Below are 12774 nucleotides of genomic sequence, written 5' to 3'. Positions count from 1 at the left end.
ACGTATGCGCCGCGACGCCCCCAGACGTTCGGGGTCGCGGCAAGAGCCGAAGACCGGGCTGACGGAACGCCGTGGTCCGCGATCGACTGCCTCCGGCGTTGCTCCGGCCCCGCATTGCGTTCAAAGACAGCGGCATCCCGGTCGATCGTGCGGCGTGCCCGCCCCGGCCGCTCCGACCGTGAGAGTCCCGTGCCCCCAGATCTGCCGGCTTCGCTGACGACGCTCCTGCCCGATCTCGGGCGGCGGGTGCTCGTGATGGGCATCCTCAACGTCACACCCGATTCGTTTTCCGATGGCGGTCGGTTCGCGGACCTCGATCCCGCGCGCGCTCAAGCCGAGGCACTTGTGGCGGAGGGAGCGGCCCTGGTCGATATCGGCGGAGAATCCACCCGCCCCGGCCACGTGCCGGTCTCGGCCGAGGAGGAGCAGGCCCGGATCCTCCCGGTGATCCGCGATCTCGCCCCGCGCCTGCCGGTGCCGATTTCCATCGATACCTACAAGGCCTCGACGGCGCGCGTGGCGCTGGAGGCCGGCGCCCGCATCGTCAACGACGTCTGGGGCCTGCAACGGGAGCCCGACATCGCCCGAGTCGCGGCCGATCACGGCGCGCCCGTGATGGTGATGCACAACCGCGAGAGCATCGACGCGTCGATCGACATCGTGGCCGACATGCTGCGGTTTTTCGAACGCTCGCTGACGATCGCCCGGGCGGCCGGCATTCCGGACCGCGACATCGTGCTCGATCCCGGCATCGGATTCGGCAAGAGCTGGGAGCAGCATCTCGAAGCCCTTCGGCGCCTGCCCGAGATCGTTGCCCTGGGCTACCCGGTCCTCGTCGGGGTCTCGCGCAAGTCGCTGCTCGGGCGCCTGCACGATGCCGAGACCCGCCCGGTGGACCGGCTGTTCGGCTCCATCGGCAGCCACGTCCTGGCGGCGACGCTCGGGGCACAGATCGTGCGCGTCCACGATGTGCGACCCCATGTCGATGCCCTTCGGGTGGTCGATGCCGTGCTTCGGAGGCCCGCATGAGCGACCGCATCCTCGTCACCCGCATCGCGGTCTTCGCCTATCATGGTCTCCTGGCCGAGGAGGCCCGCCTCGGTCAGCGCTTCTACATCTCCCTCGATTGCCGGCTCGATCTCTCTCCCGCCGGCCGGTCCGACGACGTCGCCCGGACCGTGAGCTATGCCGATCTCACCGAGATCGTCACCCGCATCGCCACCGAGCGGCGCTTCGCCCTGATCGAGGCGCTGGCCGAGGCGATTGCCGAAGACATCCTGGGCCAGCACCCGGCCATCACCGAAGTTCGGGTGCGGGTGGACAAGCCGAGCGCTCCCGTGCCGGCGGTGATCGAGGGTGTCGCCATCGAGATCGTCCGAACGCGGGCGGGCGGCCGATGACGGCCGCGGACACGTTGGCGCACGCGGCTTATCTAGGCCTCGGCAGCAATCTTGGCGACAAGGCCGCGACCCTGGCCGACGCGGTGGCGCGACTCGCCGCGACGCCGGGTATCCGCGTGGTCGCGCGCTCCTCGAATTACCGCACGCCGCCCTGGGGCGACACCGATCAGGACTGGTTCCTGAACGCGGCCATCGGCGTCGAGACCACCCTGACGCCCCATGCGCTGCTGGAGGCGGGCCTGGCCATCGAGACGGCCATGGGGCGGGTCCGCGAGCGCCGCTGGGGGCCACGGGTGATCGATATCGACGTCCTGTCCTATGCGGGGGCCGCGATCTCCGACGAGCGCCTGGTGCTGCCGCACCGGTTCGTGCGCGAGCGCGCCTTCGTGCTGGTGCCGCTCGCCGAGATCGCACCGGACCTGCGCATCGGCCCCGAGACCGTGACGGAGGCCCTGGCGAAGCTCGACCCCACCGGAATCGAACGCGTCTAACCTGCGAGACGCCGGGACAGTCCGGAAACCACACGGGCGGCGGATTCTCTCCGCCGCCCGTGTGGTTCGTCAGGTCCGAGGGAGCCGCTTCAGGGCGCCGGGGTCTCGAGGAGCTTGTTGCCCTCTTCCTCCAGCAGCAACACGTCGTAATCCCGCAGGACCCGCTCGATATCGGTCCGACGCTTGCGCAGGATGGTGTTCAGTGTCCGCTTCCAGTCGTTCTCCTCCAGCCGCACGCCGAGCGCGATGCGGAAGGTGAGCGGCGGGCGGTCGGGTTCCTGCAACAGGGGTACGACGCTCATCGGCACGCCGCTCTGCTTGGCGAGCCAGCCAGCGGCGGGTCCCCACAGGATCGCGGCGTCGATGCGCTTCTCGGCGAGATCGGCGATGACCTCGGCCGAGACCGTCTGGTGCTTACGCGACGGATCGAGCTGGTAAGGTGCGTAGGCCTTCATCGCATTGATCAGGCCGACTTCGCCCATCCGGTTGACCGGCGGCGTACCGCCGATGACGCCGATCGACTTGCCCTTGAGCTTCGGATCGTCGAGACGCGTCACGTCGTCGAGTTCACCCTTGCGGGTGACCAGGGTGTAGGCGGAACGATAATAGGGATTGGAGTGCTGGACGAGTTCACCGCCGGCGGCCGAGCCGATGATGAGGTCGCACAGGCCGGTGCCGAGGGTGTTGCGGACGAAACCCGGCCCCTGCGTCAGCCAGTAATAGCGGATCTTGACCTTGAGTTCGTCGGCGATGATCGCCGCGATCTTGTTCTCGAAGCCGTCTTCCTTACGCTGCGAAAACGGCATGTTGCCCGGATCGCCACAGACCCGCAGCGTATCGGTCGTCACCAGATCCGGCAGCGATTGTGCCAAGGCGGGTCGCGCCCCTGCCGAGAGCAGCAGGAGCGCGAGCGCGACATGTGTCCGTATGCGTGAGCGGGTCATTAGCCGCCCAGGCACTCCTTCTCGGCCGCCTTGGCGGCATCGGGCTTGTCTTCCTTGTCGGTCGGGCGCACGCGCGGCATGGCGCCGGAGGCACGGGCCTTGAGGTAGACGTAGAGATCGTCAGCGTAGCACATGACGTTCTTGTTATCGCCGAAGGCCGGCATCACGCGCTCCTGGCCAGCCTGCGAGTCACGCTTGCCGCCCGCGAGGATGCCGATGAACTCCTCGTAGTTGATCGTCTTGAGCGAGTCCTTCAGGGCCGGAGCATAGGTCGAACCCATGGCGTCGGGGCCGTGGCAGACGTGGCACTCGGCATGATAGCGGCGGTAGCCCGAGTAGGCGTACCAGTCGAACTTCTTGCCGTCATTGGTGATGTGATAGGTCGGGTGACCCTCGGCGTCCTGATACTTTCCGTCCTCGACCTTCACGGCCGCGAACTTGTCGATCAGCTTCGAGTCCTTCTCGGACGCGTTGGGATCGAGCTGATTGGCGAGGGCCGGATCAGCCTTCTTCGCATCCTGGGCCTGCACGGCGAGCGTCGAGACCGACGCAAGGGCAATCGCTGCCGCGAGAGGACGGATGACGGCTTTGCTAATGGTGTACAACGACGTTTCTCCCAGGAACACCACGTCGGCTCACGAGCCGCGTGTTTCGCGTGTTGTTCTTCCAATTCTAATCATAAAGGTGCCGGCGCGGAAACCCGCGCCGGCACCCTTTGATCTACCGCTACGTGCGACCGATTAGTTCGGCAGCGAGAAGACGGTCAGCTGACCACCGAGGTTGGTGTAGTTCGAGAGGGCAGCGTAGCCACCCACCGCGCCGAGACCGGCGTTCGGGTCGGTCAGGCCGGCCGCGAGGCCGATGCCAGCCCAGCCACCGACACCCGACAGGATGCCGACGAACTGCTTGCCCTTGTGCTGGTAGGTCATCACGTTGCCGATGATGCCCGACGGGGTCTTGAACTTGTACAGTTCCTTACCGGTCTTGGAGTCGACGGCCTTCAGGTAGCCCTCGAGGGTACCGTAGAACACCACGTCACCGGCGGTGGCGAGAGCGCCCGACCACACCGAGAACTGCTCCTGGTTCGACCACTTGATCTTACCAGCGACGCCGTCCCAGGCGATGAAGTTACCCATGCCGCCGTGGCTGTTGGGAGCCGGGTACATGGCCAGCGTCGCGCCGACATAGGGCTGACCCGGGGTGTAGCTCACCCGGAACGGCTCGTAGTCCATGCAGACGTGGTTGGTAGGCACGTAGAACAGGTTGGTCTTGGGCGAGAACGCAGCAGGCTGCTGGTCCTTGGTCCCGAGAGCCGCGGGGCAGATACCCTTAGAGTTGGTATCTTCGCCGTTCTGCTCGGTGGAGTACTTGGCCTGGACGAGCGGACGACCGTAGGTCTTCGAGCCCTTGTCCATGTCGACCTTGGAGGCCCAGTTCACCACCGGATCGAACTTCTCGGCGACCAGGAGCTCGCCGGTGGCGCGATCGAGGGTGTAGCCGAAGCCGTTACGATCGAAGTGCGTCAGGAGCGGACGCTCCTTGCCGTCAACCTTCTGATCCGTGAGGATCATCTCGTTGATGCCGTCGTAATCCCACTCGTCGTGCGGGGTCATCTGGTAGACCCACTTGGCGGCGCCCGTGTCGGGGTTACGCGCCCAGATGGTCATGGACCACTTGTTGTCGCCCGGACGCTGCTTGGGGTTCCAGGTCGAGGGGTTGCCCGAACCGTAGTACATCAGGTCGAGCTTGGGATCGTAGGAGAACCAGCCCCAGGTGCAACCGCCGCCGGTCTTCCACTGATCGCCTTCCCAGGTCTTCAGCGAGGAGTCCTTGCCGACCGGCTTGCCGAGCGACGTGGTCTTCTCGGGGTCCATCAACATCTTGTCGTCGGGACCCTGGGAGTAGCCGCGCCAAGCCATCTTGCCCGTCTTGGAATCGTAGGCCGTGACGTGGCAGTTCACGCCGAACTCGCCACCGGAGATGCCGACGATGATCTTGTCCTTCACCGGGAGAACGGTGGCGGTGTTGGTCTCACCCTTCTTGGGGTCGCCGTTGACGACGGACCAGTTCACCTTGCCTGACTTGGCGTCGAGCGAGACGACGGTGGTGTCGGCCTGGTGCAGAATGATGTTGCCATCGGCATAGGCGAGGCCACGGTTGACCGTGTCACAGCACATCACCGGGATCACCGACGGGTCCTGCTTCGGCTCGTACTTCCAGACGATCACGCCGTCCTTGTCGAGGTCGAGAGCGTAGACGATGTTCGGGAAGGGGGTGTGAACGTACATCATGTTGCCGACGACGAGCGGGGAGCCCTCGTGGCCGCGCAGCACGCCGGTGGAGAAGGTCCAGGCGACCTGGAGCTGCTTCACGTTGCTGGCGTTGATCTGGTCGAGCTTCGAATAGCGCGTGTTGGCGTAATCGACGGTCTGAAGGACCTGCTCGGCCGGGTTGGCCGTGCGCTTCAGGACGTCTTCGTTGGCGAACGCCGTGGTCGAAGCGACCATGCCGGCGCCGAGTGCGAGAAGATGTACCGCTCTCATGGATTCCTCCGACAGATCTTACAGCTGCGATCCTACGGAAAATCCGCATGATCACGCTGTGATCTGACTGTTTGCGACAGGGATAGGTTCGCTACGGTAGCGGACGCCAAGTCCTTCGCTTCCCATCCTTGAGAGGATGGTTGCAAGAACCTTACGGTCAGGGGCCGCTATCCCTTTGCGGCGCCCCTCGAAACCGAAGCTTGAATGAACTCTAAGAAAAATTCCGCCGGCGTCAACTCGCTTGCGCGCCCTCTACCTGCGACACGCACAAGTCCTCGTGAATGATTCCAAGGGAACGACATGGCGCAGGCTGCGCAACATCATATGGTGCGGTGCAATACAGGCTGGCGCTAAGACAAAGAGTTTTTATCACCTTCCGACATCCTTCATGCGAGGGGTGCATGGGGCTGTCGCGAAAGCTTCTCTGGCATGCTTCCGGCACGCTGACCTTGGCGACGGTACGGTGGCATACCAAGCGTCTGCCAAGATCGGCGAGAGAAGTAGAACAATAATTCAGAAGGCGTGGCCGATGCGCCGGCCATCCGAGGAACTGAGCCGTTGCCGAATCTGCCCGAGTCGAGAGGTTTCGATGCGCGGTCTCGCCGCATCCGGTCGAGGAGTTCCGCCGGAGGCTTCGCGTCACGGGCGGGCCTTCGTGGGTCCGCCCTGAGAATCAGCCGGCGATGACGGTGGGGAATCGCTTCGCGAGATCCGTTCGGCGGGCCTCGATCCAAGACCGCTCGCGGCTGCCCCGGGCGATTTCGAGGGGGATGCTGCCCAGCAGCGTCGCCGGCCGGCCGGACACCAGCAGCAGCCGGTCGGCGATCTCGATAGCCTCCGCGACGTTGTGGGTGACCATCAGGACGCCCATCCGGGTGCGATCGACCGCCTCCACCACGAGGGCGCGCAGTGCTGCCGCGGACGTATCGTCGAGGGAGACGAAGGGCTCGTCCAGGATCAGGATGCCGGGCTTCTGCGCCAGCGCCCGCGCCAGAGAGACCCGCCGCGCCATTCCGAGCGACAACGCACCGGGATAGCGACTCCGCCACGGCGTAAGCCCGAGTGAGGCGAACAGCGCGTCGAGATCCTGCCGGCGCGCGGTGCGCGGCAGGGCGAGGCGGACATTCTGTTCCACCGTGCGCCACGGCAGCAGGCGCGGCTCCTGGAACGCCATGGCGATGCCGGCCTCGTCCGGGTGCGGCGTGACGCTGCCCTCGTAATCGGGGTCGAGGCCGAGGAGGATGCGCAGGGTCGTGGTCTTTCCGGCGCCCGAGGGGCCGATCAGGCAGGTGATCTGGCCGGCGGCGACGGAGAAGGCGAGATCGCGCACCGCCTCCACCGGTTCCGGACCGCCGGCACCGTAGACCTTGCGGGCGATGGCGACGCGCAGGGCCGCATCGCCGCGATCGGCCGAACCGCTCCCCTCAGCGCCAGCGTCGGACATAGGCTTCCAGTCGCTGCAGGATGAGGATGTCGATGGCGATCATCACGCTCATGAAGACGAGGCTGTAGCCGAGGATGGCCGCCACGTTCAGGCTCTGGACGAAGTAGTAGTTGATCGCGAAGCCGACCCCGTTCGGGCGCCCCAGAAGTTCGATCACCAGCACGATCTTCCAGGCCAGGGACAGGCCTGAGCGCGCCGCCGCCACCACGAAGGGCTGGAGTTGGGGCACCAGCACGTGGGCGATCCAGGTCCGCCGGTCGAAGCGGTAGGTCCGGGCCATCTCCTCCAATTGCGGATCGAGGCCGCGGGCGCCCTCGCGCAGGATCACGGCGACGTTCGGCAGCTTGTTGAGCACCACCGCGACGATCGCGGCCGCCTCGTTGAGGCCGACCCAGATGTAGGCCAGCACCGTGAGCACCAGGGCCGGGGTGTTCAGGAGGATGAGAAGCGGCGTGTCGAGGACGAGGTTGAGGCGGCGGGAGCGGCCGAGCGCGATGCCCAGCAGCACGCCCAGCGTCATCGCCAGGAAGAAGGAGATGCCCACCCGCGAGAGGGTGATGCCGACATTCCACCAGAGGTCGCCGCGCGCCGATTCCCGCGCGATGAAGTCCAGGATCGCGAGGGGGGGCGGCAGCAGCCGCGAGCCGGCAGCGGAGGCCGCGACCTGCCACCCGGCAAGGAGGATCAGCACGGAAACGAGGCGGGTGGCAAAGCCCATGGGTCAGGGCGTCATGGCGCCGGGGCCTCGGAGGGCGCGCGCCGCGCCCGGCGCCTCAGCCATTCCCGCCGCCATCGAAATAGAGGCCCGGCGGAAGGGTCGCGCCCGGCCCGACCAGGCGTTCGCCGCCCAGGCGCGCCATCACGCCGAACAGCTTCTCGCCGTCAGACCGCTCGGTCGCCAGCGGCCGGCGCGGGATGCCGGCGAGAAAGTCGCGCTTCAGGGCCTGGAAGGTGGCCTCGTCGTCCGCCGCCATCAGGGGGCGCACCACGTCCCATGCCTTCGGATCGTTGGCGAGCGCCTCCTTGGCGGCCTTGGAGGCACGGGCGAAGCCCTCGACGGTTTCCGGCTTCTCCTTCACGGTCTCGCCGTCGAGGAGGTAGCCGATCAGCGCCATCGAGCCGGTGGCGCCAAAGGCCCGCATGATGTCGTCCGAGCCGATGAGGCGGCGGAAGCCCTTGGGCTCGAGGCGGGCGCAGTAGGTCCAGTACAGCAGCCCGGCATCGAGCTCGCCCTGCTCGAGCTTCAGCGCCAGCAGCGGCGGAGCGCCGAAGGCGAGATCGGCCTGGGTCTCGAGGTCGATCCCGGCGGTGTCCCGGGCCTGCGCCTTCAGCAGCAGCCAGTTCTTGTCGAGGGGGCCGCCGGCGACCCCGAGGCGCTTGCCCTTGAGGTCGGCGAGCGTCCGGATCGGGCTGTCGCCCGGAACCATCAGGGAGCCCTCGGTGGTCGAGTAGGGAAAGAAGCGGATCGACCGGCCTTCGTTGCCGAGGCGCGCCGCCCAGAGCAGGTCGCCCACGATGGTGTCGACCTGACCGCCCAGGAAAGCGATCCGCGCGGCGTCGTTGCCGGCGAGCTTGACCACGTCGAGGGTGAAGCCATTGGCGCTGTCGAGCCCGCGGGCCTTGATCACCGCGGTTTCCCAGGACACCGTCCCGAACGGCAGGCTCCCGACCCGGAACGTCGACGCGGCTGCGCGGGCCGGCCTGGCGAGGCCGAAAGGCAGGGGCCAGAGAGCCGCCGTCGCGAGCAGTGCGCGCCGTGACAGCATGAGGGACTCTCCCTGAATTCTCGGTCGAACGTCCGGTCTGTCCCGAGAGGGCCGGCGCTGGTTGGCGCTCTTCATAGGAGTTCGGGTGGAGAGCGTCCACTGGCCGATCGGGCGGGTGCCGGAGGCCGATGGTCGCCCCCGGGGGCTTTCGGTCGACGCCTCGGACCGAATTCAGTGGGTCCGGACCACCTTGCATGCTTCAGGAGTGCGGCGCAGGCTGCCCTGAAATCTTACCGGGAGGAACGGAATCATGGCCGGAACACGGGACGACGTCATCGACGACGCAACGATCACGGCGCGGCTCGCCGAGGAACTGCCGGCCTGGCGCCTCGACGAGGGCTGGATCAAGCGGACCTACAAGACCGCGGGCTGGAAGAGCACGCTGATGGTGATCAACACGGTGGGGCACCTCGCCGAGGCCGCCTGGCATCACCCGGACATCACCGCCTCCTATGCGTGGGTCGAGGTGCGGCTGACCAACCACGCCGCCAAGGGCGTCACCGAGAAGGATTTCGCCCTCGCCGCCAAGATCGAGGAGGTCGTGGGGTGGCAGCCCGGAACCGAGGGTGGAGCCCTGGAGGGCACCCCGACCGACCCGCGCTTCGCCTACATCAAGCACGACCGGTAGCCCGACCGCGCAGCGGGCGGTTCAGTCCGCCTGCTTCACCCGGCGGCACTCGGTCTTGAGGTAGCTGGTCTTGCCGACCTCGTCCCGCAGGTCGGTGCGGGCGATGATCTCCTGCCAGCCGTTGGTGCAACCGAGTTCGTTGGAGACGCGGACCTTGCGGACTTCGCTCGCCCGGTCGTCGGTGCAGCCCTCGATCGGGATGCCGTTGGCGCAGACGAGGACCACGGCGATGAAGGCGTTCATGGGGGGCTTTCCTGGGGGGCTCCGACACGGCTCGGATACGGTACGCCCGCGCCAGGCCTCGGGTCTCACCCGATCGTGAGAATGTGATCGGCCGAGAAATCCCGGCCTTCGACCGGGTTGGCGACCCAGCGGGTGCGGCCGACCCGCAGGTCGTGCCCGGCATGGAAATGCCCCGAGACCCAGAGGTCGGGCCGCGCCGCCTCGGGGAGGTCTTCCAGCACGGTGGTGGCGTAGAAGGCCGGGACCCACCACGGGACGCCGGGCACGTGGCGGAACGCATCCGCTGCCCGCGGACTCGCCGGATGGTGCGTGATGCAGACCGTCGGGCCGTCATGGGGCTGCGACAGGGCGGCGATCAGCAGGGCGCGCTCCTCCGCATGGGCCGCCATCGCGTCGGCCGGCGACCAGACCGAGCCGTCGCCGTTGCGGATCGAACCCCGGAACTCGCGTGAGCCGGTCACCGGGTCGGTCATGCGCGCGGCTGCGAACGCGACCGGGTCCGGGGGATGGTCCGGCACCGTCTCGTCGAGCCAGCGACCGGCCAGCGACCAGTCGCTCCACAGGGTGGTTCCGACGAAGCGGACGCCGTCGAGGAGGATGGACGAAGCCCGCTGGAGCAGGTGGATCGCCGCGCCCGCCCGGTTCAGCCGCGCCACCTCGGCCTCCAGGGCCTTGAGGAGGTCCGGCGCGGTGCGCCCGTCCCCGGTCGGCGCATAATGCTCGTGGTTGCCCGGGACCAGGACGATCGGACGGCCCTGCGCCAGGGCCAGCAGCGCCGCGAGCCCCGATTCGGGCCGTCCCTCGTGCAGGTCGCCGGGGCAGACCAGGACGTCGAAGGGCGCACCCGGGCGCGGGATGACCTCGAGGCGACGGCGTTCCAGGTGCAGGTCGGAGATCGGGAACAGGCGCATGACGGCGCGGAACCTCTCAGGGAAGCGATGAACCGGATTCGGTTTCGGGCGCGGCTTTGGCCGCCCGCCATTCCGCCCGCGCCGCCTTCAGGATGTCGCTGGCCGAATCGGCATTGAGGATGGCGATGCCGGCAGCCGCGATCAGGTCCGGCCAGGCTGACAGGGTCAGGGCGGTGGCGAGACCGGCGGCGATGATGGCGAGGTTGGCGAAGGCGTCGTTGCGGGCCGAGAGGTAGGCCGCCCGGGTCAGGCTGCCGCCGCCCGAGCGGTGGCGGCTCAGCATCATCGCGCAGGTGAGGTTCACCGCCAGCGCGCCGAGGCCGGTGAGCGTGAGCGGCACCGGGGCGGGTGGCGCCATCGTGGCGAACTTCGCCCAGGCCGCATAGGCCGTGGCAAGCGCGGGCAGCAGCAGGATGCCGGCCATCACCGCCCCGAGGCGGGCCCGGTTGCGCACGCTCCAGCCGATCCCGGCGAAGATCAGCAGGTTGATTGCCGCATCCTCCAGGAAGTCGAGGCTGTCGGCGATCAGCGCCAGCGAACCGATCGCCAGCGCGACGCTGATCTCGACGGCGAAATACCCGAGATTCAATCCCGCGACGCGGGCGACGACCGGGCGCAGGGTGGCGGAGGGGGTGGCGGGCACGGAACGCTGCTCGACTGGAGGTGGCGGAGGGGTGATCGCGCGGGCGCAAGGCTCGCGGTTGGTCGGGACCTCCGCCCGGTGACGCCCTCCTTGACGCGAGAGGCGTCCCCCTGTCGAGACCTCGTGCGAAGCGTTGCTTGTCGACCCTCGGCTTTTCGCGAGGCTGATACTGGATTTGGCCCGCCGCCTGTGCGAGGCGAAAAGCCAAGCCGTCCGACAGCGACGCTGCAAGACACTCACGCCGCACGCGATCGTCGTGCCACCAATCGCGATCAGGGAAAAACGCCGATGATGCCCGAACTGCGCGTCCTGTACTTCGAGGACCTCGAACTCGGTTTGTCCGAGACGCTGAACAAGGTCATCGCCTCCTCCGACGTGGTGGGTTTCGCCGAGATCACCGGCGACCGCAACCCGATCCACCTCTCCGAACACTTCGCGGCCCGCACGCCCTTCGGCACCCGCATCGCCCACGGCCTCTACACCGCGGGCCTGATCTCGGCGGTGCTCGGCACCCGCCTGCCGGGCCCCGGCGCCATCTACATCAGCCAGACCCTGAACTTTCGGGCACCGGTTCGCATCGGCGATACGGTCCAGGTCACCGTCGAGGTGGCCGAACTGGTGCCGGAGCGCCGCCGGGCGCGCCTGAAATGCACCTGCTCGGTGGCCGGCGAGGTCGTCCTCGACGGCGAGGCCCTGGTGAAGGTGCCGACCAAGGCCGAGGCCGATCCGCTCGCGGTGCGCATGGGTGGACGTCCGGCGGGCGCCTGACCCCGCCTTGAGCGCCGCCCCCACGCCGGTCGCCATCGACGATCCCGCCGATCCGCGCCTCGCGCCCTATACGGCGATGCGCGAGCGCGACCTCGTCGGGCGCGCCGGCCGCTTCATCGTCGAGGGCGAGGTAACCCTGCGGGTCATGCTCTCGGGGAGGGCGCGCTTCGGGCTCGAATCGGTCCTGCTCGCGCCGGAGCGGCTCGACGGCCTCGAAGAAGTCCTGCGTCGCCTGCCCGAGGGGGTGCCGCTCTACACGGCGACGAAGCCGGTGATGAGCGCGATCACCGGCTTTCCCATCCATCGGGGCGTGCTCGCGGTCGGCCTGCGCGGACCCGAGGTCGAGCCGGATTTGCCGCCCGCGCCCGCATCCGTCCTGGTGATCGGCCTCGTCGGCCTGACCAACCACGACAATGTCGGCGGCCTGTTGCGCAACGCGGCCGCATTCGGCGCCGACGCGGTCCTGCTCGATGCGGCCACCTGCGATCCGCTCTACCGCAAGGCGATCCGGGTCTCGGCCGGCGCAGCCCTGACGGTGCCGTTCCGCCGCCTGGACGATGCCGACGCGCTCCTGGCCTACGCGGATCGTCACGGGCTGACCCCGCTCGCCCTCAGCCCGGGCGGTGGCGAAATCCTGTCCGGTCTGGCCCGCCCGAACCGCACCCTGCTGATCCTCGGCACCGAGGGGCCAGGTCTTCCGCCGGCTCTGATGGCGCGCCTGCGCACCGTGCGCATCCCCATGGCGGCCGATTTCGACTCGCTCAACGTCGCCACGGCGGGCGCCATCGCGCTCCACCACCTGACAACCTCGCGCTGAGCGCCGAACGAATACGGCGCCGACACCACGATGACGCGCGATCAGGATGACGCGGGACCACGATTACGCGCGACATTGCGCCCCCATTGCCGCACGCGCTGCTACGGTCAAGATTACGCGCACGGCTTTCGAGCCCTGGACGGACCATCGTTCCGCGCCACATGGCAGGGGTGAGG

General features: G+C 68.0%; 15 protein-coding genes. 6 read left to right on the top strand and 9 right to left on the bottom strand.

Annotated elements, in window-relative coordinates; genetic code table 11:
- The first annotated feature begins 255 nt into the window (after nt 1-255).
- From folP to folK, 3 genes are read left to right on the top strand one after another with little or no spacing between them, the layout of a single operon-like run.
- Nucleotides 256-1029 carry a dihydropteroate synthase gene (folP, locus tag ASF57_RS10170; protein ID WP_156376059.1) on the top strand — a complete coding sequence of 258 codons (774 nt, stop codon included), beginning with the start codon at nt 256-258 and terminating at the stop codon, nt 1027-1029.
- On the top strand, nt 1026-1400 hold the full coding sequence (gene folB, locus ASF57_RS10165) for a dihydroneopterin aldolase (RefSeq protein ID WP_056183776.1): 375 nt from the start codon (nt 1026-1028) through the stop codon (nt 1398-1400). The genes folP and folB overlap by 4 nt, the downstream gene beginning before the upstream one ends.
- Entirely contained in the window at nt 1397-1891 is a 495-nt protein-coding gene (gene folK, locus ASF57_RS10160) for a 2-amino-4-hydroxy-6-hydroxymethyldihydropteridine diphosphokinase (RefSeq protein ID WP_056482574.1), read from the top strand. Before folB ends, folK begins: the two co-directional genes overlap by 4 nt.
- A gap of 89 nt (nt 1892-1980) precedes the next feature.
- On the opposite strand, the gene xoxJ is transcribed toward folK, so the two are convergent.
- From xoxJ to ASF57_RS10130, 6 genes are all read right to left on the bottom strand, one after another.
- Nucleotides 1981-2835 (bottom strand): rare earth element methanol dehydrogenase accessory protein XoxJ, encoded by an 855-nt coding sequence (gene xoxJ, locus ASF57_RS10155; RefSeq protein WP_056482571.1) that lies wholly within the window; start codon nt 2833-2835, stop codon nt 1981-1983.
- Nucleotides 2835-3440 carry a c-type cytochrome, methanol metabolism-related gene (locus ASF57_RS10150; protein ID WP_082503815.1) on the bottom strand — a complete coding sequence of 202 codons (606 nt, stop codon included), beginning with the start codon at nt 3438-3440 and terminating at the stop codon, nt 2835-2837. The genes xoxJ and ASF57_RS10150 overlap by 1 nt, the downstream gene beginning before the upstream one ends.
- 135 nt (nt 3441-3575) lie before the next feature.
- Entirely contained in the window at nt 3576-5378 is a 1803-nt protein-coding gene (xoxF1, locus tag ASF57_RS10145) for a lanthanide-dependent methanol dehydrogenase XoxF1 (RefSeq protein WP_056482568.1), read from the bottom strand.
- Between the two features lie 673 nt (nt 5379-6051).
- Entirely contained in the window at nt 6052-6822 is a 771-nt protein-coding gene (locus tag ASF57_RS10140) for an ATP-binding cassette domain-containing protein (RefSeq protein ID WP_056482565.1), read from the bottom strand.
- Nucleotides 6803-7540 carry an ABC transporter permease subunit gene (locus ASF57_RS10135; RefSeq protein WP_056482562.1) on the bottom strand — a complete coding sequence of 246 codons (738 nt, stop codon included), beginning with the start codon at nt 7538-7540 and terminating at the stop codon, nt 6803-6805. Before ASF57_RS10135 ends, ASF57_RS10140 begins: the two co-directional genes overlap by 20 nt.
- Nucleotides 7541-7595: 55 nt before the next feature.
- On the bottom strand, nt 7596-8588 hold the full coding sequence (locus ASF57_RS10130) for an ABC transporter substrate-binding protein (protein ID WP_056482558.1): 993 nt from the start codon (nt 8586-8588) through the stop codon (nt 7596-7598).
- A 250-nt stretch (nt 8589-8838) separates the two neighbouring features.
- Between ASF57_RS10130 and ASF57_RS10125 the strand changes: the two genes are divergently transcribed.
- Nucleotides 8839-9216 (top strand): 4a-hydroxytetrahydrobiopterin dehydratase, encoded by a 378-nt coding sequence (locus ASF57_RS10125; protein WP_056482555.1) that lies wholly within the window; start codon nt 8839-8841, stop codon nt 9214-9216.
- Nucleotides 9217-9237: 21 nt separating this feature from the next.
- On the opposite strand, the gene ASF57_RS10120 is transcribed toward ASF57_RS10125, so the two are convergent.
- The 3 genes from ASF57_RS10120 to ASF57_RS10110 form a co-directional block, all read right to left on the bottom strand.
- Nucleotides 9238-9459, bottom strand: a complete 222-nt coding sequence (locus tag ASF57_RS10120; protein WP_056183792.1) for a hypothetical protein — start codon at nt 9457-9459, stop codon at nt 9238-9240.
- Nucleotides 9460-9524: 65 nt separating this feature from the next.
- Nucleotides 9525-10370 (bottom strand): metallophosphoesterase, encoded by an 846-nt coding sequence (locus tag ASF57_RS10115; RefSeq protein ID WP_056482552.1) that lies wholly within the window; start codon nt 10368-10370, stop codon nt 9525-9527.
- A gap of 16 nt (nt 10371-10386) precedes the next feature.
- Nucleotides 10387-11013: a cation transporter gene (locus ASF57_RS10110; protein ID WP_056482549.1), complete on the bottom strand. Its 627-nt coding sequence runs from the start codon at nt 11011-11013 to the stop codon at nt 10387-10389.
- 288 nt (nt 11014-11301) lie between these two features.
- Between ASF57_RS10110 and croR the strand changes: the two genes are divergently transcribed.
- A complete protein-coding gene (gene croR / locus ASF57_RS10105) occupies nt 11302-11781 on the top strand; it encodes a 3-hydroxybutyryl-CoA dehydratase (RefSeq protein ID WP_056183799.1) in 480 nt (159 codons plus the stop codon).
- A gap of 76 nt (nt 11782-11857) precedes the next feature.
- The gene (locus ASF57_RS10100; protein WP_056482844.1) at nt 11858-12598 is read left to right on the top strand and encodes an RNA methyltransferase; all 741 of its coding nucleotides are present in this window, start codon (nt 11858-11860) and stop codon (nt 12596-12598) included.
- Nucleotides 12599-12774 lie beyond the last annotated feature (176 nt).

The organism is Methylobacterium sp. Leaf117, assembly GCF_001422985.1.
GTDB lineage: Bacteria > Pseudomonadota > Alphaproteobacteria > Rhizobiales > Beijerinckiaceae > Methylobacterium.
This window is presented reverse-complemented; position numbering and strand designations above follow the sequence as displayed.